26 protein-coding genes are annotated in these 24,351 nt (G+C 60.6%); 10 read left to right on the forward strand and 16 right to left on the reverse strand.

The genetic code is table 11. The features are described 5' to 3' along the window. From AC27VQ_RS24230 to AC27VQ_RS24270, 9 genes are all read right to left on the reverse strand, one after another. The coding region (locus tag AC27VQ_RS24230; protein WP_488718336.1) for a hypothetical protein at nucleotides 1-344 on the reverse strand (344 nt) is incomplete at its 3' end. A 97-nt stretch (nucleotides 345-441) separates the two neighbouring features. Beyond that, complete coding sequence (locus AC27VQ_RS24235) at nucleotides 442-804, reverse strand: hypothetical protein (protein WP_488718337.1); 363 nt, start codon at nucleotides 802-804, stop codon at nucleotides 442-444. A gap of 106 nt (nucleotides 805-910) precedes the next feature. Continuing rightward, nucleotides 911-1,441 (reverse strand): hypothetical protein, encoded by a 531-nt coding sequence (locus AC27VQ_RS24240; RefSeq protein WP_488718338.1) that lies wholly within the window; start codon nucleotides 1,439-1,441, stop codon nucleotides 911-913. Between the two features lie 326 nt (nucleotides 1,442-1,767). Further along, nucleotides 1,768-1,995 carry a hypothetical protein gene (locus AC27VQ_RS24245; RefSeq protein WP_488718339.1) on the reverse strand — a complete coding sequence of 76 codons (228 nt, stop codon included), beginning with the start codon at nucleotides 1,993-1,995 and terminating at the stop codon, nucleotides 1,768-1,770. After that, nucleotides 1,992-2,567, reverse strand: coding sequence for a hypothetical protein (locus AC27VQ_RS24250; RefSeq protein ID WP_488718340.1), 576 nt, complete (start codon nucleotides 2,565-2,567; stop codon nucleotides 1,992-1,994). The genes AC27VQ_RS24245 and AC27VQ_RS24250 overlap by 4 nt, the downstream gene beginning before the upstream one ends. Next, on the reverse strand, nucleotides 2,564-2,794 hold the full coding sequence (locus AC27VQ_RS24255) for a hypothetical protein (protein WP_488718341.1): 231 nt from the start codon (nucleotides 2,792-2,794) through the stop codon (nucleotides 2,564-2,566). The genes AC27VQ_RS24250 and AC27VQ_RS24255 overlap by 4 nt, the downstream gene beginning before the upstream one ends. Beyond that, nucleotides 2,791-3,372, reverse strand: a complete 582-nt coding sequence (locus tag AC27VQ_RS24260; protein WP_488718342.1) for a hypothetical protein — start codon at nucleotides 3,370-3,372, stop codon at nucleotides 2,791-2,793. Before AC27VQ_RS24260 ends, AC27VQ_RS24255 begins: the two co-directional genes overlap by 4 nt. 9 nt (nucleotides 3,373-3,381) lie before the next feature. Continuing rightward, nucleotides 3,382-3,897, reverse strand: coding sequence for a hypothetical protein (locus AC27VQ_RS24265; RefSeq protein WP_488718343.1), 516 nt, complete (start codon nucleotides 3,895-3,897; stop codon nucleotides 3,382-3,384). A gap of 353 nt (nucleotides 3,898-4,250) precedes the next feature. After that, on the reverse strand, nucleotides 4,251-4,793 hold the full coding sequence (locus AC27VQ_RS24270; RefSeq protein WP_488718344.1) for a hypothetical protein: 543 nt from the start codon (nucleotides 4,791-4,793) through the stop codon (nucleotides 4,251-4,253). Nucleotides 4,794-5,132: 339 nt separating this feature from the next. Between AC27VQ_RS24270 and AC27VQ_RS24275 the strand changes: the two genes are divergently transcribed. Together AC27VQ_RS24275 and AC27VQ_RS24280 are read left to right on the forward strand one after the other, a co-directional pair. Beyond that, complete coding sequence (locus AC27VQ_RS24275) at nucleotides 5,133-5,681, forward strand: thermonuclease family protein (protein WP_488718345.1); 549 nt, start codon at nucleotides 5,133-5,135, stop codon at nucleotides 5,679-5,681. Nucleotides 5,682-5,694: 13 nt separating this feature from the next. Continuing rightward, nucleotides 5,695-6,021, forward strand: coding sequence for a hypothetical protein (locus tag AC27VQ_RS24280; RefSeq protein WP_488718346.1), 327 nt, complete (start codon nucleotides 5,695-5,697; stop codon nucleotides 6,019-6,021). A gap of 30 nt (nucleotides 6,022-6,051) precedes the next feature. Here the strand turns inward: AC27VQ_RS24280 and AC27VQ_RS24285 are convergent, their stop codons facing one another. From AC27VQ_RS24285 to AC27VQ_RS24310, 6 genes are all read right to left on the reverse strand, one after another. Further along, nucleotides 6,052-6,309 (reverse strand): hypothetical protein, encoded by a 258-nt coding sequence (locus tag AC27VQ_RS24285; RefSeq protein WP_488718347.1) that lies wholly within the window; start codon nucleotides 6,307-6,309, stop codon nucleotides 6,052-6,054. Then, nucleotides 6,296-6,613: a hypothetical protein gene (locus tag AC27VQ_RS24290; protein WP_488718348.1), complete on the reverse strand. Its 318-nt coding sequence runs from the start codon at nucleotides 6,611-6,613 to the stop codon at nucleotides 6,296-6,298. Before AC27VQ_RS24290 ends, AC27VQ_RS24285 begins: the two co-directional genes overlap by 14 nt. A gap of 52 nt (nucleotides 6,614-6,665) precedes the next feature. Continuing rightward, nucleotides 6,666-7,496 (reverse strand): hypothetical protein, encoded by an 831-nt coding sequence (locus AC27VQ_RS24295; RefSeq protein ID WP_488718349.1) that lies wholly within the window; start codon nucleotides 7,494-7,496, stop codon nucleotides 6,666-6,668. Next, complete coding sequence (locus AC27VQ_RS24300) at nucleotides 7,493-8,386, reverse strand: nucleotidyl transferase AbiEii/AbiGii toxin family protein (protein WP_488718350.1); 894 nt, start codon at nucleotides 8,384-8,386, stop codon at nucleotides 7,493-7,495. The genes AC27VQ_RS24295 and AC27VQ_RS24300 overlap by 4 nt, the downstream gene beginning before the upstream one ends. A gap of 671 nt (nucleotides 8,387-9,057) precedes the next feature. Further along, nucleotides 9,058-9,447: a hypothetical protein gene (locus AC27VQ_RS24305; RefSeq protein ID WP_488718351.1), complete on the reverse strand. Its 390-nt coding sequence runs from the start codon at nucleotides 9,445-9,447 to the stop codon at nucleotides 9,058-9,060. Between the two features lie 266 nt (nucleotides 9,448-9,713). Beyond that, nucleotides 9,714-11,432 (reverse strand): hypothetical protein, encoded by a 1,719-nt coding sequence (locus AC27VQ_RS24310; RefSeq protein ID WP_488718352.1) that lies wholly within the window; start codon nucleotides 11,430-11,432, stop codon nucleotides 9,714-9,716. Between the two features lie 288 nt (nucleotides 11,433-11,720). Here AC27VQ_RS24310 and AC27VQ_RS24315 point away from each other — a divergent pair, with 288 nt between their 5' ends. The 5 genes from AC27VQ_RS24315 to AC27VQ_RS24335 all read left to right on the forward strand — a co-directional run bounded on the left by AC27VQ_RS24315 (nucleotide 11,721) and on the right by AC27VQ_RS24335 (nucleotide 16,903). Then, nucleotides 11,721-13,661, forward strand: a complete 1,941-nt coding sequence (locus tag AC27VQ_RS24315) for an AAA family ATPase (RefSeq protein ID WP_488718353.1) — start codon at nucleotides 11,721-11,723, stop codon at nucleotides 13,659-13,661. A gap of 11 nt (nucleotides 13,662-13,672) precedes the next feature. Further along, nucleotides 13,673-14,224, forward strand: coding sequence for a hypothetical protein (locus AC27VQ_RS24320; protein ID WP_488718354.1), 552 nt, complete (start codon nucleotides 13,673-13,675; stop codon nucleotides 14,222-14,224). Continuing rightward, the gene (locus AC27VQ_RS24325) at nucleotides 14,214-14,402 is read left to right on the forward strand and encodes a hypothetical protein (RefSeq protein ID WP_488718355.1); all 189 of its coding nucleotides are present in this window, start codon (nucleotides 14,214-14,216) and stop codon (nucleotides 14,400-14,402) included. The genes AC27VQ_RS24320 and AC27VQ_RS24325 overlap by 11 nt, the downstream gene beginning before the upstream one ends. 419 nt (nucleotides 14,403-14,821) lie before the next feature. After that, the gene (locus AC27VQ_RS24330; RefSeq protein ID WP_488718356.1) at nucleotides 14,822-15,358 is read left to right on the forward strand and encodes a hypothetical protein; all 537 of its coding nucleotides are present in this window, start codon (nucleotides 14,822-14,824) and stop codon (nucleotides 15,356-15,358) included. 9 nt (nucleotides 15,359-15,367) lie between these two features. Then, a complete protein-coding gene (locus AC27VQ_RS24335) occupies nucleotides 15,368-16,903 on the forward strand; it encodes a hypothetical protein (protein WP_488718357.1) in 1,536 nt (511 codons plus the stop codon). A 186-nt stretch (nucleotides 16,904-17,089) separates the two neighbouring features. Here the strand turns inward: AC27VQ_RS24335 and AC27VQ_RS24340 are convergent, their stop codons facing one another. Beyond that, nucleotides 17,090-18,517, reverse strand: coding sequence for a helix-turn-helix domain-containing protein (locus tag AC27VQ_RS24340; protein WP_421591523.1), 1,428 nt, complete (start codon nucleotides 18,515-18,517; stop codon nucleotides 17,090-17,092). 147 nt (nucleotides 18,518-18,664) lie between these two features. On the opposite strand from AC27VQ_RS24340, the gene AC27VQ_RS24345 reads away from it, so the two are divergent. The 3 genes from AC27VQ_RS24345 to scpA are packed head-to-tail and all read left to right on the forward strand — an operon-like array spanning nucleotide 18,665 to nucleotide 24,351. Next, on the forward strand, nucleotides 18,665-20,197 hold the full coding sequence (locus AC27VQ_RS24345) for an acyl-CoA carboxylase subunit beta (RefSeq protein WP_488718358.1): 1,533 nt from the start codon (nucleotides 18,665-18,667) through the stop codon (nucleotides 20,195-20,197). A 24-nt stretch (nucleotides 20,198-20,221) separates the two neighbouring features. Further along, on the forward strand, nucleotides 20,222-22,225 hold the full coding sequence (locus tag AC27VQ_RS24350; protein ID WP_488718359.1) for an acetyl-CoA carboxylase biotin carboxylase subunit: 2,004 nt from the start codon (nucleotides 20,222-20,224) through the stop codon (nucleotides 22,223-22,225). Beyond that, a complete protein-coding gene (gene scpA / locus AC27VQ_RS24355; protein ID WP_488718394.1) occupies nucleotides 22,225-24,351 on the forward strand; it encodes a methylmalonyl-CoA mutase in 2,127 nt (708 codons plus the stop codon). Before AC27VQ_RS24350 ends, scpA begins: the two co-directional genes overlap by 1 nt.

Consider the following 24,351-nt stretch of genomic DNA (forward strand, 5'->3'; position numbering starts at 1 on the left):
TCGAGCCTCCAGTGACCACGGTTGATGTCCTGGGAACCGAAAGCGGCGCGGATGGCAGCGCGCGGGGTCAGCGTGCGGCCCGACAGATAAGCGTACTCGTTCGCCGCGATTTCCATCTTGAGTGCCGACATTGCGATGTCCCGGGCGGCATCGGCGTCCGTGCGACCGAGAGCGCGGTGAAGGTCGTCCTGGCAGCCGAAGAAGTTCACGAGTGCGACCGTCGGGGAGCAGGCCGAGGTCTGGCGCTTTGCCAGCGATACCGTAGCCTTGGACCGAGCCTTCCGGAGCGAGACCGGACGCGCCAGCGAGACGGTGGTCTGGGCGTTTACGTTAAGTGCGAACATGTGATCTTTCCCTTGTTGAAATTGCGCCGGGTTCCAGTCGGCGGGGTCGGATGCGGCCCAATGACACCACCCCAAGCGGTGGTGTCAGAATGCGGCATCAGGCGGCTTCGGCCATCATTTCCCGGTACGAGCGGATCGCATCGGGAAGCTCGCTGCGGACGAATGCGGCTTGCGCGAAGACGCTTTTGGCGAGTTTTTCGTAGTACTGAGCAACACCGTCGGTAAGTCCGTCGCGCTCGTCGAGGACGAGTTCGACGTGGTCCTCACTCTCAGCGAGATATACCCAAGCGTACACCCCTGCTCTGCCTTCGCCGTATGAGAAACGGAAATACCACTCGGCCTTTCCGTTTTCGTTTTCGCCGTATTCGCCGACGCCATCAGCACCTTCGACGGGCGCGTGTTCGACGCAGTAGACAGGGAATCTAGCAACGCGTGGAAGATTTTCTTTGGATACTTTCATGTGATCTTTCCTTTTTCTGTAAGCGCCCGGTTCCAGCGAGCGGGGTAGTGGGTTTGGCTACCGCGACCGGGTTTCCCCGGTTTCGGTCCCGGCCAAGGGACCATCGTCAGGCGGCTTCGATACGGACCGCCTTCAGCTCTGCAACGACAGCGGCAAGCTTGTCGCCGACAACATCCGCGATATCGCCGAGGACACCGCTGCGGGCGTCGGGGCTGGTCTCTTCATAGAATTCCCTGACGTCGCCGAGCGCCGTCGCAACCGCATCGCGGTACTCGCTGTTGACGTTCAGGTGACGGTCTTCGGTTACCAGATCAAGATCGGCGTCGAGCAACTCGAGCGTGCTAACAACGACCGTGCCGTCGAGGGCGATGTCGAAGGCAACATGCAGGTCCTCATCGGTGACGACTGTCGCGTTGACGATGGAAATGCGTTCCCTCATCGGTGCCAGGAGTTTGACCTGCGTACTGTCGATGAATTCCTCCACCGTCTCTTCGAGTACGTCGGCCGCACTTTCGATGCTCTGGTATCCGGCGTCCTGCACGTGGGCGAGAAGGGCGGCTTTCGCATCGATGCCAGTGTAGACACCGAAGAACGTGCCGTTGGCCCAAACTGCGAAATTCTGAATTGCTGTAGTCATTTTATTCTTCCTTACTTAGTTCGCCCGGTTCCGAGAGCGTTGAGAGTGGCTAATTCCGTCTCTCAAGTAAGTATGATTGCTGATCCCTGTGTCGGGGACAACCCCATTTTTCAATAAAAATTAAGCACAGTTCGCATCTTGAATTATGGTGTCTTGAATTAATTAGAATTGTAAACGAATTTTTATTCAAGAAATCGCGTCGACGGTAGCTTTTTATGAAAATCATGCAGAGTAATTCGAGAAGTATTCGAAACGTTGTCAACACTTCTATAGGGGCGGATACTGCGGGCCGGCGGCGGCGTATACTGTATAGAGCGGGATGCCGGTCAGAATCGGCCGTTGTACGCGGAGCTTTCGAAATTGACGCCGAGGCGCTCGACAGCACGGTAGATGCCCGCGAGTTCTTGAATTGTCAGGCTCGCGTTGTAAGCAACCTCGATGACGTCAAGGCGCTGGGCATAGCCGTCAAGAACCGGAACGACGAATAGCCGGCCGCCGAAAACGATGTGCAATTCCGGGCCGGCGGCTTCGAGTGTGACGATGGCGGCGGTCATCTTGCGATGTCCCGGGTGCGGAAGCCGAAGTCATGCATGTGGCGGAGCCGCTTGATGTCGGTAGGAGATAAGGTCATGGCTTGTCTCGCAGTGTGATCGGCTTCGGACCAGTCCTCGATCGGGGCGTAAAAGGGGTTCTCCGTAAGGCTGTGGAAGAACTCGTTCGTCGTGGCCGTGTGACGGCCGATGAATTCGTCGTCGAGCGGGCGCAGGTGCCGGACGATGCTATCCCAGTTCTTCCCAAAGTCGGCGAGGCCAAGGAACAAAGGCTCGCCGGAACGCTTCTCGTCCGCTTCGAGGCGCTCGAATTCCCGGAACAGGTTCCAGAGTGCCACCCTGGCGTCCTGCCGTGCTTCGACAACGGCGTCGGCGTCGAAACACCGACTGGGCATCCGATGCTTGTAAGAAGCCCACGAGAGCGCGAGATGCTTATCGAGGATGTACCGATAGCCCTCGATAGCCATCAGGCCGCCGTCCAGACGATATCGGTGACTACCCATGATCTCCGGGCAAGCGAACACGAAAATGCGCATCTCGGAGATGGCGGTTTCAAACGTCTTGGCATCGCTCATGACGCGGTCCTCCTGTCGATGATGTTGACGACCTTGTCGTTGATGACGGTCTGTCTCAGCATGAAGTCACGCAGGTGGTTGACGTGGTGCGCGATGAGCTTGACCTGCTCGCGGAGCTTCTCGGTCTCGGCGAGCAGGGTCTTCAGCTCGTCCTCGCGGGCGCGCTGCTTCTCGGCTTCGGCTTTCGCGAGTTCGAGACGGAGCCCGGTAAGATTGACGATACTCATACCGACACCCTCCTTCCCATGACGTCGGCCAGCGCATCCACCGTCCGCTGGAACTCGGTCTTTGGCTTGAGATCGAGACGACGCCCGGTTTCCCAGACCACCGACAGCGCCGACTGAAACCGCTCCGCGGACATGACGCCAAGAGCCGGCCGGCCATGGCGCTCGACGATATCGGCATCGGTCAGCTTGATGGAGCCGCGTCCGAACGGCCCGGGCTTAGTACCCTTTCGGACGTCGTGGGAGACTTTGCTGCGGATGGCGCGGTTGCCATGCTCGTTGGCGTTCTCGGCGACAAAGTCGAGGCCGATCAGCTTGACGGTGTTCGCGCGTTTCCGGGCAAGGTTATGCTGGCGCAGCGCCTTGACGGAACACTTCAGCTTTGTCTGTCTGGTGTTGTCCAGGTATTCGGCGAGGAACTTCCTGCTCCATTCGTCGAAGTCACCAAGTTCGACCGTGCCGCGTGGATCGACGTCGCCATGCTCTAGGTATTTCGCGGCGACCCTGGCCCTGATGTCATTTTCGGCGTCACTACCGAGATCGAGAGCGGTCGGCGCGATGTGCTGGGTTTCAAGATTCATAGTGTTCCCTCATTTTGTCTTTTCTGGTTGCTCGGTTCCGGAGAGCGGCCTTGGCCGGCATGGCGAAGATCGGCGTCTCGGGATCGGGAATTGGCTGGTCGCCGACAGGGCTTCCCAAGCGGCCACCCGCGCGCCGAGGCGGGGATGGCGGCGGAAGCCGCGCAGGTCGGCGTAAAGGTCGGGGCCGCGATCTACGATATCGGCGCAGCGCGAACGGCGGAGATGGACGTGGCCGGTGATCTGGCGGAGCGAGTGCCCGACGGCGAATAGCTCGACGATGTAGTGTTCGAGATCGGCGGCGCGGCATGCCTGGACCCAGCGGCCGTGGCATGTGCGGTTCTCGATGTTGGCCGGGGTCGTCGGGATATATGATCGGTCGCCGCTCGATGCGCCGCCGCACATGCCGATCCGGACCATGTCGAGTCCGGGTGCGGAGAGACCGTCCTCGAGCGCGGCGCGGATCGCGAGCGCTGCCTGGAGCCGGTGCGGTTGGATTTCGGATGAAAGAAGGGGATCGGACGTCACACGGCGGCGGGTCTCGGGCGTGCCGAGATCGCGCTTTTCAACCGTTTAGACGGATTTCTTCTTCCGAGTCACTTAGCCGTTCCCCAACTACTAAGTATATCTCCGGGCTACCGGTGGCGAGAAACAAGTATTTATCGCGCCATGAAGGGCGAATTAACCATGAAATACTTAATTTATATTAGGTATTCTATAGAAACGAAGAAGGCGCAGGTCATTTTTGGAACCCCTGCGCCCTCCCGGAAAGAACACAGCTGTTTCGCGACTGCATCCATGCCGCAATATCCGTCGACCAGGTTAATGTGTCAAGACAACGAGAAACCCCGGCGTCGGTGAAGACGCCGGGGTTTTAGCTACTAGAGATGTTCCTCGGCCCAGGCAATGATGCGCGGGCGGAGGCGTTCAAGAGTCCATGCACCGAGAGCGAAGACGTTCGACGCCTTGTAGCGCAAGATGTCGTGATCTTCGGGGCAGGAGATAGGAAGATAGACGACGGCCATCTTCTTCCCTTTCCAGTGCGTCCAGTAGCGGTCGTACTTCGCCTTGCTGGCGGCGTCGAGGAGAGCAACGGCTGCTTCCTCGAACTCGAGCTTGACCACCACCAGGAGCTTCTTCTCGATGAGACGAAGCACCACGCGCAAAGTCGGAGACTTGTCCGGGAAAAGCTGCGCGACCTTGTCGCTAGCCTCGGCCCAGTGGTTCCCAACGATCCCACACATCAAGTAAGCGCGAAAGAAATCGGGAATGTTATCTCCTTCAGCCTTCAGCACGCACTCGGGCTGACGGATCATCTGGAACTTCTTCTGCCCCAGAACCTTTCCTTCGGCGTTCGGGAAGTTGTAGAAGCGGCTACGCGGCTTCTGCTTTGAGAGCGGGGTGGTAGTCTTGGTGTTCGCCATAAGCGATACCTCCGACGGCAATGGGTGCCGGACCCACACTGCATACTGTTATGCAGCGTATGAGCCCCGGTTTAGTCATGCACGCCATGTCACACCTTCGTTTTCGTGGACGGCCGATGTACGCGTCAGAACTCAAGAAACCCCTTCGGAAATCGCTCGCATTTTAACTACCCATCGCCAGCGTGCACTTTTTTGGTGCTCATTTGCGCTAAAGCCGGACAGGCGTCGGGCGTGGACCATGTCTCAGTGAGTTCGGTAAAATTGTCTGCAACTAGATACCTTTAATTCAACTTCTCCGGGTTATTCATCGGATCGAGATGCAATCTCAGGAGTGCAGTGATGTCGTTCGGAAAACTTGTCGCATTGTCGATGCTCGGAGCGTTTTCGGCCGGCGTAGGTTACAGCTACGTCGCCCAGCCGCAACAATTTCAGGCGGCCGGACATCAGGACGTTGTGTCGTCGGCGAAGATCGAAACCGTCAGTCCGTCCGTGCAACTCATCAAAACACCGACGACGACGTCAACCGTGAAGTCCGAAGCTTTGAAGCCCTATACGCTCTGCTCGGGGTCGAAGCGCTACCACTGCGTTGTCGATGGGGACACGCTCTGGCACCAGGGGGCGAAAATCAGGATCGCCGATATCGATACCCCGGAGGTTGGAGAGCCGAAATGCTCGTCCGAAGCGGCGCTCGGCGCTCGGGCTACGAAGCGGTTGCTCCAACTCGTCAACGCAGGACCGATCGAGTTTGCGATGTGGGACAATCGAGATGAAGACAAGTACGGCCGCAAGCTACGAGTCTTGATTAGAGACGGCATGAGCCTCGGCGACGTTCTGGTATCGGAAGGTCTGGCGCGGACGTGGAGCGGCCGACGGGAGCCTTGGTGCTAAAATGGGGAATGGAATGAAGAAAACGGTATGCGCGGCCATCGTCGCGATGATGATGTCGCCTTCGGCTGGTTCGGCTGGAAACCTCACGACGGACCAGTGCCAAGCGCTTTCCGACATGCTCGACGTCTATATGGAAGCGCACCTCATGACCGCCAAGGCGGCGTTGAAGGCGCAGAAGGCGGCGCTGTTTGCCATGGCAGACCTGACACCGCAGGACCCGATCCTCAAGGAGTTGCTCGAAGAGCAGCGTGCTGCCGTAGCTCATGTCGACAAGGAGAAGATCGTGCCTGGTGTCGTAGCCTTTCGTGCGGCGTGCGCGGACGATCTCGGCCTTCACTGAAAACTAAAGTCCCCGCTGACGGGGTCGCCGCTACCTGATAACGGCCGGCTGACAGATGGCGTCGGCGGTGTCGATGCGGCACTGGTCTTCCTGTCTCCGAATCCAGGCGGCCGTTGTTCCGTGGACAGGGATCGCCCGGACCATGCCGCTGCCGTCGAGCGCAGGTAGGTAGCACTCGGTATCCCAGTCGATGTGAAGCATGTCGTCTTCTTCGGATGCCTCGGGCATCTCGATGTCGTCCCATTCAAGCAGTTCGCCGCCACCGATCTCGTAGTCACTCGTAATCATAGACGTCATCCCCGAACTCGTTGACCCCGTGACGATGCTGACCGCAATTCCGGACCTCGGCAACCCGTCGCCGCTCGCCCTCGGCGCGCTGCACACGACGGACCATCGTCGCGTCTTCGAAGGACACGACGTTCGACGTCGGGGTCTGTGCCGGTGCGGGCCGGGTCTCATCGAGATAGAGTTCGAGGCAGGCGACGTACGGATCGACGAGGGACCGCTCGGCGGGCGAGAGCATGCCGAGCTTACCGAGGAGCCTGAGGCCGCGTGCGGTGAGAGTTTGGATGTCAGGCTGTGTCGTGTTCATGGCGCTCCCCTCAAAAGCTTCTCGGGTTATGTTTGCTCGAAAAAGGCCGGCATCAAATCCGCCGGCGGTTTTCGAACACGGGAAATGGGACGCCTGGAATATCGTCATCAGGATCGGGAAATTCGGACGTCGCCGCATGCAAATCATGCCAACCCCAGACGTCGGCAACGGCAGCGACGCGGTCGATGATGTCGCGGTTTGGAGCCATGTTGCATGGACCCGCGAATTGGCGGACGTGGCCGACATGAAGTTCGAACGTGCCGAGCGGCTTGTCGTCGGTATCGCGGACGCTGTAGTAGCGGGTTGTCGACCAGGTCAGGACGTTCCCGTGGTCGCCGTGGCGCAGGCAGTTGTGCATGCGGATGCCCTCGCGGCGAAGGGCATTAGGCGTCAGGATTTGAACGAGACTGTAGCCGTCGCCGAGGTGTGCGACATGGACCTCCTCGTCGTGGTCGAGGACGATCTCGGGTTGTTTGCTACGATGACGAAGGCCCCTGGTTGCTTCCACGACAAGGCGGTCAAGCGTGCTGCACTTCGTCAGCTTCTTCGGATGTCCGCGATCATCGACGTTCCGGAGCCAGTACTGATTCATCTCACGCGATACGATCAGCCAGTCGATGACATGGCTGACGTCGATGTTGTTGAGATCATACCAGGCCTCGGCGCGAATACGCCATTTGCAGTCTGTTTCCTCGGGCGATGTGCCGCCGATTTCCGAGCTCCCGTCGTCCGCATCTTGCTGCCAGAATCGGAAAAACACCTGCCCGAGACCGGGGTCGATCAGGTCCCGGATTGGGCCGAGCAGATGATCAGGGAGGTCGATCGCGACAACGAGCGCGTTCATCGCCGCATCCCATTCCGCCGTGTCGGCCGACTTGCTCATCGCATGCCTCCGACCCGACGTGCGGGCGCATACGACGGCTGCGGGCGCATGGACATAGCGGCCTGGACGTCTTGCCAGATGCCGTCGGCGGCATCGATCGCGTCGTCGAAGGAAATGGGCGTCATGCCAAGACGGTTGAATTTCGACCAGTTCGACCGCAGGCGCTCGTAGTCGGCGACATCAAGCGTGTCCGGCAGCGCCGTCGGATCGATGCCGCGGTGACGACAGACGCGTTCGAGTTCGTCGGCGATCTGATCGGTATCGATGCCGTCCCACAAGCGCTCGTCGGCGACGTCGGCGAGATGTTTGACGCGCATGTCGGTGCCAGATTGGCAGATGACAGCGAGGAGCTTTTCGGCATAGGCAGCCTCGAGTGGCTGGCAGGCAATCGTCAGTGGCGGAAGGCGCGAGATCAGCGATGGGATTTCGGTGACCTCGATCGCGGGCGAGAATGCGTCCGGGCCTCGGCCGAGGGTAATGTCGAGCTGGGTGTGCGCGCGCACGCCTCCAACGGAGCCACGGATGGTCCAGCGTTCGACGGGGTCGCCGTGGCCGATGTCTATCGGCTGCGGTAGATTGGAAAGGAAGTCGATATCCATGCCCTCGCTCTGGAGCAGCGTGCGGATGATGAGGAGGCCCCGGTGCATCTCGTGCGGCATGTAGCGGCGCACGGCCGTGATGTCGGCGTCGGACGTCGGACGGATGCGCTGGTCGAACAACTCGCCGCCCTTGAGTTCGATCGGCGACGGCCCCATCCCGTGGTGCCAGTGGCGCAGAACGCCTTCGGCGAGCGTGCGGTCCGCGAGGGCGTTGATTTCGACGCCGTGGGCGCGGACGGCGGCTTTGAGACGCCCGTCGAGGCTTTCGGCTATTCCAGAAACTTTTGCCATGATGATCCCCTCAGAATTTTTGGCTCTGAGGGGATCGTTGGCCGTCGGCTTGCAAGGAACTACATCACTACGTGATTTAACCGGTGGCCGATTCACAGAAAGGAAGTAATGGGGAGAAGACGGCCAAAAAACACCATCCGAAACCCGATATGCAGCGGGTCACAGAGACGGAAGTGGTCACTTCAAGACGGCATGATGTAACGATCGAGCAACGTCACGCCGGAGGTGCTGTTGACCAGCGGAACGAGAGACGCGGCATCGAGACGCCGAACTCGACGGCGGACTTGACGCGCCGCCTGGTCATGAGCGTAACCTCTGGCAACGAGGTAGTTTACCGCCATCAGTTCCAGAGCCGTCGCGCGAGTCACGTCACGCTTCGAAGACGTCGCTTCTGCTGTGTGTCTGTAGACGGTGACGGCGGCCGCCAGCGCGGTATCTACAGCGTCCGTCTCAGGTCGGCGCTCGGCCCTGTTTCGCTTGCGCCATTCGCGCGTTGGCTCTGTGCTGTCAGCCCCATGGTTCGCTCTCGGCATGTCCATCTCCATCACTACGTATCATCACTACGTGATAGTCGGCAGAAGCGACGCATGAGACAAAAACGGCGGCCGAGATGTCCCAACCGCCGAAATCAAAACACGTTGAGAATGGGACATCCGCGTCCCATCGGTAAATCATGATGACTTCATCGCAATCTCCAAGAGCTTTGGCTTGAGGCGGCCGCTACGCGCATTTGCCCGGATCGTGAGGACAGCACCGTGCTGATCGTGGAAGACCTTTGTCAGATATCGCTCAATCGACGCCGATCCTTCCGCACCAGACGCCAGGAGCATAATCGCGGCATCCGCCAAGGCTTCTCGCGCTGACGCCGCATCGAACTTCACGCTGCCTTCGTCGGTGCGTGCCTTGAGCTTGGCACGGCGCTCGGCCTGGCGTTGGGCTTTGTACGCTCTGCGCTCCGCGTCCGGCAGGTCACGGATACCGATCGGCGTCGGCTTTTTCGGCGGCATGCGGATAGTTGGCTCGTCGATAAGTTCTCTGAGAAGCTCGGCTACGTACGACATTCTGAAACTCCGTTCTACCTGTAGAACAAGAGTGCTTGTCGGCGACGCTCGAAACAAGTGGCATTCAGATTTTATGTTCTACCTGTAGAACACAAGTATTTTTCCAAACGGAGAGGCCAGGGCGGAGTTGTAGAAATGGAAAAGGGGCGACGCCGGAAGTCACCCCTTTTCAGAGCAAGGCGGCCGGGATGGCGCTTGCTTTACACTTCGATTCTGATCGTCGGCGGAGCATAAAGCAAGCGCCGCGACCGTTTATTCTGGGGGCGTCAAACTTGGCCATACAGTACCGTTTCTTGTGTCAGATGTGCCGAGATACCTTCAGGAACGTTTCCGGTGCTGTACGAGCCTCCCTGTTGCGATCTTGAGGCTTTGCGTTTCTCGGCGGCAGCCTTTGCCATTTCCCATTCTGCGATACGTTCAGCATTGGCGCGACGCAGGAACTCTGGAGCAGGACGCCGAACGGTTGGACGAGGAGTTTCCAGGTTGACGAAGGAGACGACAGGGCCAGAAGAGACACCAGGTAGAATCTCAGAAGCTGAGGCGAGAGAAAGGGAAGAAGACTCGAGATTCTTATTGACCGTTGGAGCCAGAGGAGAGGGCCGCCCACAAGGACCATTCCATTTGTAGTCTATATTCACGTAAACCTCTGTTCTCGTTGTCGTATTCGACACGATCGACTTGACGATCTGATCACGGTTCGAAACCTTACCGAGGACCCGTTCGAAGGCGTCCTTCATGACCTGGACGAGCGTCTCCCTATGGCTCTCCGGAAAGATAAAGCTGTCATGGACGGGCAGGACTGGAATACCGCGCTTGACGGTCATCTCGGTCAGCACGATCTCGGCCATGCGGGCATCGAGACCCTGGAGTCGAATGCCGACGCCACTGTGAAAATAGCTCTCGACGTCGCGGTGGCGGTGCTTGATAGCTTCGATAACGGCCTCGGCTCCACGGTAGTCACCGTTCATCTCCTTTGCGACCGCGCCCAGCGCCGACTTGTACGTGGCGGCATTGATCAGGATATTGAAGGCAGCCTTACACAATCCTCGGTCATGTCCCGGCATGTCGTATGCGTCGCCGACGAGTTCAACGCCCGCTTCCATGTAGATGATCCGCGGGTGTATCTGCGAGTAGTCGATTTCCTCGGTCCGCTCGCCGTTCAAGAGAAAGTACTGGCGGTCCTCGGACTTCACACCTTGCCACCAGCCACCGTAATACCGTCCGCCATAGGTCAATCCGCCGTTGAAGACACGGTAGACGCACTTGAGCGCCGGATACATCACGTAGTCGCCTTTGCGCAGCCATGGGCCGTCAGCGACTACGCCTTCGGCAGCCAGAACGATATCCGTGTGCTCAAGGACCTCGTTTACCTTACGGACAACCTGACGCATGTCGTGTACTCGCCCCGAGAAAGACGGCCCCTTCTTCTTGCTATCTGTTGTGCCGGTTGGACGACGTGCATCGTTGAAAGGGACGACGTTGCCATCCTTGTCTTTCATAATGATCTCCGTGCGATGACGGGTCGGTATGATCGGCTGCACCAGCATGGCGAGCGACGGATGAGGCTTAAAGGACGACTGTCTGCCCCGCGGCCCTGGTGGACGGCGGATGTGGTCAATGATGTAGCCGAGGCTATCGAGTACATCGATGGCCTCGGTGACGTTGGTAAGGTTGACGCCGCGCGGCAGATACTGGCGTCTAGCCTTATAAAATGCGTCCGTGCGCGAATATGAGATGCTCCTGCCAGGATGCATCTTCGCTGACATGACGATATCGGCGGCGACCATGCGCAGTACTGCGCTGCCGATCTTCGACTTCATCAAAGGGAGCATGAGCGTATCGGCACAGTCGTCACCGACGAGTTCGGCGCGGAAGCCAAGAGGCTTGTCCCGGGTTGAGTCTTCGAGCCAGTGGTCGTCATATCCGTGCATCGTCGATGGCTGCTGTAGCGCATCGACGTCTTTGATATTATCGAAATTAAGCATTGTTCTATCCCGGTCTTTGACGAGATAGAATTCCGGCTCCATCTCGTTATGAAATGGTGCTTGTCGGCGGAGATTGAATCAAATGATACTTGAAAAATACTTTATCTATTGTCGATCGTTGAAAATTAACTACGTACGCGGTCGACGCGTTGACTGCAGACTCGGTGCCCGGCACAACAGGCCCAGAGTTCAAGGAGACGGTCATGAACGCACTGCGAATAGCCCGATAGCCCCCACGCCGCCGCATCCGCGGGCGGCGACGCTATCATCTATTTGCAGGAGTTCGCGATGTCTCGCTTCGATTCTCGGCCGTCATTCGAGTCCACGATTGCCCGCCTTCACCTCATCCGCGTCATCACCAACCTCGGCCCGTCGGCGTCGGGGACGTACGTCGTCGCCGTTCCGGCGACGACGGAGGCCGAAAAATGGCTACGGCCTGCACTGGCTTACATTCAGGAAATCCAACACGTCGCAGACATCGAAGAAGCTGTTGACGGTGTGAAGCCGCAGGCTGCTTACGACGCCGCTCTGCTGACGTCCGACGGCATCTACACAGGTCATATCGGTGCGCGCTGCACGCTGTATCTGACCGAGACCGAGCATGAAGACCTGGGGCATCCGTCCGGCCGCCTCGCCGACGGCATCATCGACGTCGAACTCGACCCCGAACTCGTCGTCCAGGCGGCTGCGGAGATGGGACGCGACATCTCCTTCGACGAGGCCAAGCTCTTGATCTCGATGCCCTGGCGTCACCGTCGACTTGCACTGCTGTCACCGCGCCCCATTTCCGAGAGCTACGAGCTTCACCTCGTCGCGCTCGAGGACGAGGCAGGCGTGAAGGTCGCCGAGGAAGCCAAGAAGGCAGAGAAGGACGGGAAGAAAAGCAAGACGCCGAAGCGGATCGTCCCCGACGTCCGTCCGCTTGAGGAGTTGCACGGCTACGGAGACGCCAAGGCGTGGGGTCTCGAACTTGCCCGGGATATCGACGACTGGCGTCGCGGTGACATCGCTTGGCCTGACGTCGACAACGGCGTCCTGCTTTCAGGGCCTCCGGGTTGCGGCAAGACCACGTATGCAGCGGCGCTGGCGAAAACCCTCGACGCCCATTTTGTGTCAGGCAGCTACTCGGCTTGGCTGGGAACCGGTGACGGCCATCAAGGCAACCTGATTATCGCTATGCGCGCAGCCTTCGATGAAGCTCGTTTGCACGCGCCGTCGGTGATCCTGATCGACGAGATCGATAATTTTGTCCAACGCGGCAGCATCGGTGACGGCCGTGCCGACGAATGGACCCGCGGTGTCGTGAACGCTCTCCTTGAGTGCATGGACGGCGCTCTCGAGCGCGAAGGCGTCATTGTCGTCGGAGCTACCAACGATCCGTCGGGGATCGATGCTGCGCTTCGCCGAGCCGGCCGCCTTGACCGACATATCGGAATCAAGCTCCCCGACCGCGAGGCGCGGCTCGCGATCCTCGCGCAGCATCTCGGCGTCGGTAAGGATTTCCCGCTCAATCTGTTCGGGCGTCACACGGAGGGCATGTCTGGAGCGGACCTCGAGCGCCTCGCTCGCGATGCCCGTCGGCATGCACGACGCGACAAGAGTGAGCTCAAGCACCAGCACGTCGCCCGTGCATTCCCGCGTCGTACGCGCCGGAGCGACGATGACATCCGCCACATCGCCGCTCATGAAGTCGGCCATGCTGTCGTCGCGGCCGTCCTCGGAGCGAAGGTCCACGAGGTCATCGTGCAGCGCGAATACGACCCCGCCGTCTCCGCCCAGATCGCGGGTGCGGCGATCGTCAAGACCCGAGAGACGCGCCGAGACTATCAATGGCACCTGGATCGCGTGGCTCACATCCTCGGCGGCATGGCGGCCGAGCAAATGGTCTATGGCGCTCATACCGACGGCGTCATCGTCGATCTGTCCGAGGCCACTAATTTGCTGACCTATGCGTTGTCGACCGTCGGAATGGGCGAAACCATTGGCTCGGACGGACACCGTGATCCGGCGTCGATGGTCAGTGCGCGGCAGTTCGATCAGCGTCTACGGCAGCGCGTCGAGGATGTGCTTCAGGAGCAGGCAGTCCGCGCTCGTGACATCCTCGAGCGTAACCGACCGGCTTTCCAGGAGCTTGTCGAGCGGCTGGCCTCGCGCTGCCGCCTGGACGGCGAGGAGGTGCATGCGGTGGTCGATGGCTTCGCTCAACCGCAGCTTTCTCTGGCGATTTGAGGGAGGGTCACATGTTCGTAAGGAAGTTCTACATCTCGGACACCCACTTCTGCCACGAGCGCTTGCTCGCGATGCAGCCGCGGCCGTTCTCGTCGATCGATGAGCATGACGAGCACCTCATCGAATCCTGGAATTCGGTCGTCGGTGAGTTGGATATCGTCTACCACCTCGGCGACGTCTTCTTTTCGTTGAGCCGCAACGCCGACAAGGTCCGTGAGATTTTCGGCAGGCTGAACGGGCGTAAGCACCTGGTCATCGGCAACCACGACGTTGATAAGCGGGGCAACCTGCATCCGACGCTGGCGGCGCTCGACTGGGCGGCAAGACCCGAACACGCGCTGCGCACAAGGGACGGCGGCCGCGACGTCTATCTGAGTCACTACGCCGCAAGGACTTGGCCGAGCCAGCACCATGGCGCTGTCCATCTCTACGGCCACTCCCACGGCCGCCTACCATCGTTCGGACTTTCCCGCGACGTGGGCGTCGATGTCCCGGATGTAGACTTCACCCCAAGGACATTTCAGGAGCTGACGGCCACGATGGAGCTGCCCGATGTCAAATGAGATCGCCGAGGCGGCTGCCTATTTCCTCTCGGTCTGCCGGGAGCATGGCCGCGAGTTTCCGTTGCGTAACATCCTGGTCGTCACCGACGGCTATCGGGCGGCCGAGGACAAGGACCGGTTCGTCGCCGACGTGCATTCCTTTCTGGAAGCCGAGAAGGGCAACTCTGCCGGCGGTTAGCTTCCGCCGGCTGAATCCCGAACCCATCATTGATGTCAGAAACCTACTCTGAGGGGAATTGCATGACCTGCCGAATGCCGTTCATGAGCGATTGGATCGGGAATCGGCGGTGCTCGCCATGTAAGATTCGCACCGCGTCTGAGGGCGTAGACGACTGAAATTCAAGAACTCGCGATGCACGCGGAATGGTTGAGTTCTTGAATTTTAGGTGGCATAGATAAACTTTAAATCAAATGCTTCTCGGCAATTCAAGACTAAATTAAGTTGCTGTTTTCAATTTACAAATTTCGCCGACGAAGCCAGTTTCGCGACATTTATAAACTGGGTTAGAAATTTATCTCCGGTTGTTATTTAGTTGTTGACGAGTTGCCTTGATACGTGATTTCTGCGCTGACAGAAATCGACGTGGAGACGAGCAGATGGCGACAAAGCGACCTGAGGATGAACTGGATCACATGGAGCTGAGCCGTCGCAATCTTGCGGACATGGAAGAATTCCTCGTCGATTTCCAGATGGGCATGAACGACGTTATCGACGGGATGCATGTCGCGAAGGACGCCGTCCAGGTCGAGGCTATGGGCATGGCTCCAAGGGCGTTCGGCGAGGATGTTCCCATCAAGCTCCGTGACGCCGTTTATCTCCCCGTCCTCGGCGGCGAAGTGCTGCGAAACGGACAGCGGATCGCAAGCCCGACATACAAAGTCAGCTCCCTCGACCGCGCGATCCGGCAGGGCCATCTTGAGGGGAGAATGGACAACAACAAGATGTGTGTGACGATCAGGGCGCTGACAGACTGGATCGCGAGTGGCGCGCCGTCGGCAGCCCCGAAAACCGTGCGTCAGCCTCAGACCGCAGCCGCGATCACCGCTCGAGATACCGAGCGCAAGATTGGGGCGAAGCAGAACGCAATGTCCACGATCAACGCACTTTTGGATGCCGCGAAAAAGAAGAAGTAAGGAGCGATCATGGGACGGCCGCGCAAGGGTGCCAGGGAATGGCACGACGAAAAGACCGACACATACTTTCTCCGTGACATCGACGCCGACGGGAAGCCGATCAAGTTCTCGTTGGGCTTCGGCAAAAAAGACCCCGATCACGTAGCGAAGATCGAACTCGCCAAGGTCAAGTACATCTCGGAGAAGCATGCGAAAGCCAACGTCGCCGTCAGGGTGAAGAACCAGGACATCGCTGACGTCCTCGTCGCCGACGTGATCGCGCTCTACGTCGATGTCCGGCTCACCAACTTCATTCCGGGTTCCGACGGAAAGAAGAAGCCCGTGGCGAGGCCTGAGGAACTTCTCAGCCGTCTCCGTACGATCGTCGAGTTTTTTGGCGACATGACGCTCGACGATCTCGACATCAATGCCCGCGATCAGTTCGTGCGGCTCCTGCGCGACAAGACAGTGCAGCGCGCCCGTGAGGCTCATGCTCGGGCCATGGAAACGTACGTCGAGAAAAAAGAGAAGTGGGACCTTGCCGCCGCTGCCCGCGTTGGCACAAGGCGCAGCCATATCGAGTTCAAGCGGAAGCCGCCCATCGCTCCAGAACCGTTCAACGCCAAATCCGTCTCGTTCGAGCCTCAGGCGGCCCTTAGATATCTTCAGGACCTGAACGCCGCACTCACCTGCGCGTATGAGCGACGACTGACCCGTCTGCACGTCAAAATCCCGCTGACGGGGAAATACGACCGCCGCACGACGGTGTTCACGGACGAGCAGGTTGTTCGCCTCATCACGCATGCGCACTTCAAACGAGGCATGGGCTGGGTAAACGGCCGCCCGAAACAGCGCGTCTTCGTCTGGCGTCACCTGGCGCGGTTCATGTTAATGGCGTACTTCACCGGTTCCCGAAAGACGAAGATGTCTCTGGCGTCATTTGTGGACGAAGGGGATCGTCCTTGGATCGAACTGCGCCAGTCCCGCGACGCCGAGACCGGGCTTACTGTCTGGAAGGGGTGGCTTCATCGCCTCGGCGATGAAGAAGAGGTCCATTCCACGAAGCAGGCCCCGACTATCAAATTGCCACCGCTCCTTGTGAAGTATTGCGTTCGCTGGAAACGGCAGGGGCTGCGCTATCCATGCATGTATCCGTACAGCTCCAATGGCAAAGAGAAGCCAGGTGAGCTGGCCCGCGCTATGCGAAAGTGCTTTCACGAAGTGCTGGGAGACGATACCGATGCGGTCATTCATACCTTCCGACACACTTGTGCGACCAACCTCTGCCAGAACCCGAAGCTGTCGTTCGTTGCAATCGCGGCCTATCTCGGAATGACCGTAGAGACGCTCGTCACGACCTATGCCAAACACCGCAATGAGGACATCAAGAATGTCGCCGATTCCTTCGCCGACCGTGAAGATTTTTCCGTCATCAAGGCACGAAACCTCGGACAGAAACTGACAGAAACTGACAGAAACGGAATCATTCCGTTTGGTGCGGAATACGTGGAGAGTCAAAAAAACGTAATTAGATCAATCGTAAAGGCTGGAAAGAAGGCTGCCTAATTAGCTTACCTCTCACGTTCGGGACGTGGGGGTCGAGTGTTCGAATCACTCCACTCCGACCAGCTTAAAAGCCTCGATCTTCAGGGCTTTGACACTTTCCCGAAACCCTCCCTAAACGACGCCTCGCTTGAACGGCCCGATGACCATCGGGACTATGTCGCACGCGCTTGCGACCGTTGCACGTGCTCACTCGTCTCCCATCGGCCGGATCGAATAGGGGATCGTGCGGCGCATGTTGTGTTCGATCACCAGATGCCCCTTGAGCGGCGGCACGGCGCGGCTGGCGCATTGGGTGCGTTCGCAGATGCGGCAGGAAATGCCGATCGGGTCGTAGGCGCCGGCATTGCTGAGATCCATGTCGTCGGCATAGACGAAGTTTTCGGCGTAGGAGATCTCGCAGCCGAGCGCCAGCGCATAGTGCTGCTGCGGCTGGCGGAAGCCCCGGCCACCGCGCGAGACCTGCATGGAAAGGCACAGATAGCGCGCGCCATCCGGCGTCTCGGCGAGCTGCCGGGAAATCCGGCCGGGGCTCTCGAAGGCCTGATGGGCATTCCACAGCGGACAGGCGGCGCCGAAGCGGGCGAATTGCAGGCGTGTGGCGCTGTGGCGCTTGGTGATGTTGCCCGCCCGGTCGATGCGGGCGAAGAAGATCGGCACGCCCTTCTGGCCGGGCCGCTGAAGCGTCGACAGCCGGTGACAGACCTGCTCGAGGCTCGCGCCGAAACGGGCGGAGAGCAGGTCGAGATCGTGCCGCACCTCGCGCGCCGCCTCCATGAACTTGTGATACGGCAGGAGCAGCGCTCCGGCGAAATAGTTGTGCAGGCCGATGCGACAGATCTCATAGGCTTCGGCCGTGCGGAAACCGGCGCCGCCGGCAACCCTGTCGACGATGGTTTCGGCATGGAGCTGGGCGATCTGCAGCGCGATCTGGAAATGGCGGGTCGGCGCGGGCAGATAGGAGTTCAGCGTGAGCAGCCGCGCCTTGGGATCATAGGCGCGCACGAGATCGTCGTTTTGCGCGGCACGCGTGATCCGCACGCCATATTGTCGTTCGAGATAGCTGGACAAGAGAGGCCCCGGATCGGCGTCGCCGATACCGATCTCCGCCGCCAGCCGTTCGGCCAGCAGATCGAGGTCGCCGATATAGTTGTCGACGAAATGGAAGAAATCGCGCACCTCCTCATAGGGGGTCGCCTCGACGGCGGCGGGGCTGCGGCCCAGCGTGTCGTTGATGCTGGCAAGCTGCTCCGACGTGTGGCGATAGGCGCGGTGCGCGGCGATCAGCGCGTGCGCAAAGCCCGGTGCGTTCTGGGTGACGAGCTTCAGCTCCTGCAAGCTTGGCGAATAGCCGTCGAAAAGCGTGTCCGTCAGCGTTTCCGAGAGCGCCGAAACCAGCCGATCGCCTTCGCCGCCCGAGAGTTCGGCGAGATCTATGCGGAATTTCTCGGCGAGCGCCACGAGCACGCCGGCCGAAACCGGGCGCTGGTTGTTTTCGATCTGGTTGAGATAGGAGACGGAAATGCCGAGGCGTTCGGCGAACTGCGCCTGTGTGGCGCGGTTCGCCTGGCGCAGGTCGCGCACCCGTCTGCCGATATAGAGCTTGTTCGCCGCCATGTTTGCAACTTTGCAAAATTAATTTGCAAAATGTGTAACGCTTGCATGTGCACCCGATCAAGTGTTCATTTCTGCCGCTATTGGGCCTAAGCATGATCGACCGGGGCATTTTTCACGCCCCCTGTTGAACCAGACACGGACAGAGCGATGCACGCAATTCTCGACCAACTCGAAGCCCGCCGGGAGGCGGCGCGGATCGGCGGCGGCCAGCGCCGCATCGATGCCCAGCACGCCAAGGGCAAGCTGACAGCGCGCGAGCGCCTCGACGTGCTGCTCGACGAGGGTTCCTTCGAGGAATACGACATGTACGTCACCCACCGGGCGACGGAATTCGGCATGGCCGAGCAGAAGATCGCCGGCGACGGCGTCGTGACAGGCTGGGGCACGATCAACGGCCGGCAGGTCTATGTGTTCAGCCAGGATTTCACCGTGCTCGGCGGCTCGCTCTCCGAGACCCATGCGAAGAAGATCTGCAAGATCATGGACATGGCGGTGAGGAACGGTGCGCCAGTCATCGGCCTCAACGACTCGGGCGGCGCACGCATCCAGGAGGGCGTGGATTCGCTCGCCGGTTATGCGGAGGTTTTCAGGCGCAATGCCGAGGCCTCCGGCGTCGTGCCGCAGATCTCCGTCATCATGGGGCCGTGCGCAGGCGGCGCGGTCTATTCGCCCGCCATGACCGATTTCATCTTCATGGTGCGTGACTCGTCCTACATGTTCGTCACCGGTCCCGACGTGGTGAAGACCGTGACCAACGAGATCGTCACGGCGGGAGAGCTGGGCGGCGCGCGCACCCACACGCAAAAATCTTCCGTCGCCGACGGCGCCTATGAAAACGACATCGAGGCGCTGGAGCAGGTGCGCGCGCTGTTCGATTTCCTGCCGCTCAACAATCGCCAGAAGCCGCCGCTCCGGCCCTTCCACGACGATCCGGCACGGCTGGAGGAACGGCTCGACACGCTGATCCCCGACAGTTCCAACAAGCCCTATGACATGAAGGAACTGATCACGGCGATTGCCGACGAGGGCGACTTTTTCGAGATCCAGGAGGCCTTCGCCAGGAACATCGTCATCGGTTTCGTGCGTATCGAGGGCGAGACGGTGGGCGTCGTCGCCAACCAGCCGATGGTGCTGGCCGGCTGCCTCGACATCGACAGCTCACGCAAGGCCGCCCGCTTCGTGCGGTTCTGCGATGCCTTCTCCATTCCGATCCTGACGCTGGTCGACGTGCCGGGCTTCCTGCCGGGCACGGCACAGGAATATGGCGGCGTCATCAAGCACGGCGCAAAACTGCTCTTCGCCTATAGCCAGGCCACCGTGCCGATGGTGACGCTGATCACCCGCAAGGCCTATGGCGGCGCCTATGACGTGATGGCCTCCAAGCATATCGGCGCCGATATCAACTATGCCTGGCCGACCGCCGAGATCGCCGTGATGGGCGCCAAAGGTGCGACGGAAATTCTCTATCGCTCGGAACTCGGCGACCCGGAAAAGATAGCCGCGCGCACCAGGGAATATGAAGAGCGTTTCGCCAACCCGTTCGTCGCCGCCGAGCGCGGCTTCATCGACGAGGTGATCATGCCGCATTCCTCGCGCCGTCGCATCGCCCGCGCCTTCGCCTCGCTGCGTGGCAAGCAGGTGGAAACGCGCTGGAAGAAGCACGACACGATCCCGCTCTGAGCGACGCGACAAAGGCCTAAAAGAATGTTCAAGAAAATCCTCATCGCCAATCGCGGCGAAATCGCCTGCCGGGTCATCAAAACAGCGAAGAAACTCGGCATCGCCACCGTCGCCGTCTATTCCGATGCCGACCGCGGGGCGCTGCATGTCGAGATGGCCGACGAGGCCGTGCATATCGGCCCGGCACCCTCGGCGCAGTCCTATATCGTCATCGACAGGATCATCGAGGCGATCCGCAAGACCGGGGCGGATGCCGTGCATCCCGGCTACGGCTTCCTCTCGGAAAACGCCGCCTTCGCCGAGGCGCTGGAAAAGGAAGGCGTCGCCTTCATCGGCCCGCCGGTCGGCGCTATCAGGGCGATGGGCGACAAGATCACCTCCAAGAAGCTTGCCGCCGAAGCGGGCGTTTCCACCGTGCCGGGCCATATGGGCCTGATCGAGGATGCCGACGAGGCGGTGAGGATCGCCGGCCAGATCGGCTATCCCGTGATGATCAAGGCCTCTGCCGGCGGCGGCGGCAAGGGGATGCGCATCGCCTGGAACGATGCGGAGGCGCGCGAGGGATTTCAGGCCTCGAAGAACGAGGCGAAGAGCTCCTTCGGCAACGACCGCATCTTCATCGAAAAATTCGTGACGCAGCCGCGCCATATCGAAATCCAAGTGCTGGGCGACAAACACGGCACCACGCTCTATCTCGGCGAGCGGGAATGCTCGATCCAGCGGCGCAACCAGAAGGTCGTCGAGGAGGCGCCCTCGCCTTTCCTCGATCCCGCGACGCGCAAGGCGATGGGCGAACAGGCCGTGGCGCTTTCCAAAGCCGTCGGTTATCATTCCGCCGGCACGGTGGAATTCATCGTCGATGGGGACAGGAATTTCTACTTCCTCGAGATGAATACGCGCCTGCAGGTGGAGCATCCGGTGACGGAGCTGATCACCGGTATCGACCTCGTCGAACAGATGATCCGCGTTGCCGCCGGCGAAAAGCTGAGCTTCGGGCAGGATGACGTCAAACTGAACGGCTGGGCGATCGAAAGCCGGCTCTATGCGGAAGATCCCTACCGCAACTTCCTGCCCTCCATCGGCCGCCTGACGCGCTATCGCCCACCGGTCGAAGGCGCGCAGGCGGACGGCACCATCGTGCGCAACGATACCGGCGTCTTCGAGGGTGGCGAAATCTCGATGTATTACGACCCGATGGTCGCCAAACTCTGCACCTGGGCGCCGACGCGGCTTGCCGCCATCGATGCCATGGCGATGGCGCTTGACGATTTCGAGGTCGAAGGCATCGGCCACAACCTGCCCTTCCTCTCCGCCGTGATGGGCCACGACCGTTTTCGCACCGGGCGGCTGACCACGGCCTTCATCGCCGAGGAGTTTCCGGATGGGTTCCATGGCGTCGCGCCGGATGCGGCAGCGGCCCGGCAGCTTGCCGCCGTCGCCGCCTTCGTGCAGCAGGCCGTGCAGGAACGCGCCGCGAAAATTTCCGGCACGATCGGCAATCACCGCCGCGTCGTGGGCCGGCAATGGGTCGCAAGCCTTGCCGATGGCGAGCACGCGCTGACGCTGGAGAGCCAGGACGGCGGCGTTTGCGTCCGCTTCGAGACCGGCGAGACGCGTGATGTCGAAAGCGACTGGATGCCCGGCCGCCGCCATGCCGTCTTCACCGTCGCGGGGGAACGACTGGGCGTGAAGGTGGACCTTGCCGGCCCGGCGATCCGCCTGCGCTGGCATGGCATGGATGTGAAGGCGCATGTGCGTGCGCCGCATGTCGCAGCCCTTGCCCTGATGATGCCGAAGAAAGCGCCGCCGGATACCTCGAAACTGCTGCTCTGCCCGATGCCCGGCGTCGTCACCGCCCTTCTCGTTGCCGAAGGCGATGTCGTCGAGTCGGGTCAGGCGCTCGCGACGATCGAGGCGATGAAGATGGAAAACATGATGCGGGCCGAGCGCCGCGGCACCGTCAAGCGCCTCGCCGTCAAGGTCGGGCAAAGTCTTGCGGTGGATGAAACGATTCTGGAGTTCGAATGATGGCCGACAAGACGCTGAAGGACTGGGAGGCGCTCGCCGAGAAGGAACTGCGCGCCAGCCCGGAAACGCTGACCTGGCGCACACCTGAGGGCATCGCCGTCAAGCCCGTCTATACCGAAGACGATCTCGCCGGCATCGACCATCTCGGCTCGCTGCCGGGCTTTGCGCCTTTCGTGCGCGGCCCACGCGCCACCATGTATGCCGGCCGCCCCTGGACGATCCGGCAATATGCCGGCTTCTCGACGGCGGAAGCATCCAATGCCTTCTACCGCAAGGCGCTCGCCGCCGGCCAACAGGGCGTCTCCGTCGCCTTCGACCTCGCCACCCATCGCGGCTATGACAGCGATCACCCGCGTGTCGTCGGCGATGTCGGCAAGGCGGGGGTGGCCATCGACAGCGTCGAGGACATGAAGATCCTGTTCTCCAACATCCCGCTGGAGAAGATTTCCGTCTCGATGACGATGAATGGCGCAGTGATCCCGATCCTCGCCAGCTTCATCGTCGCCGGCGAAGAACAGGGCGTCGCGCGCGAAAACCTGTCCGGGACCATCCAGAACGACATCCTCAAGGAGTTCATGGTCCGCAACACCTATATCTACCCGCCGCAGCCCTCGATGCGGATCATCGCCGACATCATCGACTACACGGCGCGCGAGATGCCGAAGTTCAACTCCATCTCGATCTCCGGCTACCACATGCAGGAGGCCGGCGCGACGCTGGTGCAGGAACTCGCCTTCACCATCGCCGACGGGCGCGAATATGTCCGCGCCGCCATCGCCAAAGGCTTGAATGTCGACGATTTCGCCGGCCGCCTCTCCTTCTTCTTCGCCATCGGCATGAACTTCTTCATGGAGGCGGCCAAGCTGCGCGCCGCCCGCCTGCTCTGGGACCGCGTCATGGACGAGTTCCAGCCGAAGAAGGCCTCCTCGCGCATGCTGCGCACCCATTGCCAGACCTCCGGCGTCTCGCTGCAGGAGCAGGATCCCTACAACAACATCGTGCGCACCGCCTTCGAGGCGATGTCGGCGGCACTCGGCGGCACGCAGTCGCTGCACACCAATTCCTTCGACGAGGCGATCGCGCTGCCGACGGAGTTTTCCGCCCGCATCGCCCGCAACACGCAATTGATCCTTCAGCACGAGACGGGCGTGACCAAGGTCGTCGATCCGCTGGCCGGCTCCTACTATGTCGAAAGCCTCACCAGCGAGTTGGCCGACAAGGCCTGGGCTCTGATTGCGGAAGTCGAGGCGATGGGCGGCATGACGAAGGCCGTCATCGAGGGGCTGCCGAAACGTCTGATCGAGGAAGCCGCGACCCGCCGACAGGCCGCCGTCGACCGCGGCGACGAGGTGATCGTCGGTGTCAACAAGTACCGGCTGGAGGACGAGCAGCCGATCGATATTCTCGAGATCGACAACAGCGCCGTGCGCGCATCGCAGATCAAGCGGCTGGCGGATATCCGCCGCCGCCGCGACGGCAAGGCCGTCGACGCAGCGCTCGAAGCGCTGGAAACCGTCGCGAAGACCGGCGAAGGCAACCTTCTCGAAGCGGCCGTCGCGGCTGCAAGGGCGCGCGCTACCGTCGGCGAGATTTCCGATGCCATGCGCCGTGCCTTCGGCGATCATGCGGCGCTGCCGGAAGTCGTCGGCGATATCTACGGTCCCGCCTATGGCGACGATCCGGAATTCAGGACGCTCACCGGCCGCATCGCTGCGCATAAGGCGCGGCCCAAGATCATGGTCGCCAAACTCGGTCAGGATGGCCATGACCGCGGGGCGAAGGTGATCGCCTCGGCCTTCGGCGACCTCGGCTTCGAGGTGCTGATGGGCCCGCTCTTCCAGACGCCGGACGAGGCGGCGGACCTTGCCGTCGCCGAGAAGGTGCAGGTCGTCGGCATGTCCTCGCTTGCCGCCGGACACAAGACGCTGGCGCCGGCGCTGATTGCATCGCTGCGCGAACGCGGGGCGGAGAACGTCGTCGTGGTCGTCGGCGGCGTCATTCCGCGGCAGGATTACGATTTCCTCATCGAAAACGGCGTCGCCGCGGTCTTCGGCCCCGGCACAAACGTGCTCGATGCCGCCAATGCCGTGCTCGATCTCGTCGAAGGCCGGATCCGCAACCAGTAA

Source organism: Shinella sp. 20P9.1.1 (assembly GCF_057798995.1).

Coding starts and splice junctions, on each gene's coding strand:
- AC27VQ_RS24290 (WP_488718348.1), bottom strand. CDS start 6,613: ATGAACACGACACAGCCTGACATCCAAACTCTCACCGCACGCGGCCTC.
- AC27VQ_RS24275 (WP_488718345.1), top strand. CDS start 5,133: ATGTCGTTCGGAAAACTTGTCGCATTGTCGATGCTCGGAGCGTTTTCG.
- AC27VQ_RS24280 (WP_488718346.1), top strand. CDS start 5,695: ATGAAGAAAACGGTATGCGCGGCCATCGTCGCGATGATGATGTCGCCT.
- AC27VQ_RS24295 (WP_488718349.1), bottom strand. CDS start 7,496: ATGAGCAAGTCGGCCGACACGGCGGAATGGGATGCGGCGATGAACGCG.
- AC27VQ_RS24250 (WP_488718340.1), bottom strand. CDS start 2,567: ATGAGCGATGCCAAGACGTTTGAAACCGCCATCTCCGAGATGCGCATT.
- AC27VQ_RS24345 (WP_488718358.1), top strand. CDS start 18,665: ATGCACGCAATTCTCGACCAACTCGAAGCCCGCCGGGAGGCGGCGCGG.
- AC27VQ_RS24245 (WP_488718339.1), bottom strand. CDS start 1,995: ATGACCGCCGCCATCGTCACACTCGAAGCCGCCGGCCCGGAATTGCAC.
- AC27VQ_RS24300 (WP_488718350.1), bottom strand. CDS start 8,386: ATGGCAAAAGTTTCTGGAATAGCCGAAAGCCTCGACGGGCGTCTCAAA.
- AC27VQ_RS24235 (WP_488718337.1), bottom strand. CDS start 804: ATGAAAGTATCCAAAGAAAATCTTCCACGCGTTGCTAGATTCCCTGTC.
- AC27VQ_RS24315 (WP_488718353.1), top strand. CDS start 11,721: ATGTCTCGCTTCGATTCTCGGCCGTCATTCGAGTCCACGATTGCCCGC.
- AC27VQ_RS24270 (WP_488718344.1), bottom strand. CDS start 4,793: ATGGCGAACACCAAGACTACCACCCCGCTCTCAAAGCAGAAGCCGCGT.
- AC27VQ_RS24320 (WP_488718354.1), top strand. CDS start 13,673: ATGTTCGTAAGGAAGTTCTACATCTCGGACACCCACTTCTGCCACGAG.
- AC27VQ_RS24305 (WP_488718351.1), bottom strand. CDS start 9,447: ATGTCGTACGTAGCCGAGCTTCTCAGAGAACTTATCGACGAGCCAACT.
- AC27VQ_RS24240 (WP_488718338.1), bottom strand. CDS start 1,441: ATGACTACAGCAATTCAGAATTTCGCAGTTTGGGCCAACGGCACGTTC.
- AC27VQ_RS24335 (WP_488718357.1), top strand. CDS start 15,368: ATGGGACGGCCGCGCAAGGGTGCCAGGGAATGGCACGACGAAAAGACC.
- AC27VQ_RS24285 (WP_488718347.1), bottom strand. CDS start 6,309: ATGATTACGAGTGACTACGAGATCGGTGGCGGCGAACTGCTTGAATGG.
- scpA (WP_488718394.1), top strand. CDS start 22,225: ATGGCCGACAAGACGCTGAAGGACTGGGAGGCGCTCGCCGAGAAGGAA.
- AC27VQ_RS24340 (WP_421591523.1), bottom strand. CDS start 18,517: ATGGCGGCGAACAAGCTCTATATCGGCAGACGGGTGCGCGACCTGCGC.
- AC27VQ_RS24310 (WP_488718352.1), bottom strand. CDS start 11,432: ATGCTTAATTTCGATAATATCAAAGACGTCGATGCGCTACAGCAGCCA.
- AC27VQ_RS24325 (WP_488718355.1), top strand. CDS start 14,214: ATGTCAAATGAGATCGCCGAGGCGGCTGCCTATTTCCTCTCGGTCTGC.
- AC27VQ_RS24350 (WP_488718359.1), top strand. CDS start 20,222: ATGTTCAAGAAAATCCTCATCGCCAATCGCGGCGAAATCGCCTGCCGG.
- AC27VQ_RS24260 (WP_488718342.1), bottom strand. CDS start 3,372: ATGAATCTTGAAACCCAGCACATCGCGCCGACCGCTCTCGATCTCGGT.
- AC27VQ_RS24255 (WP_488718341.1), bottom strand. CDS start 2,794: ATGAGTATCGTCAATCTTACCGGGCTCCGTCTCGAACTCGCGAAAGCC.
- AC27VQ_RS24330 (WP_488718356.1), top strand. CDS start 14,822: ATGGCGACAAAGCGACCTGAGGATGAACTGGATCACATGGAGCTGAGC.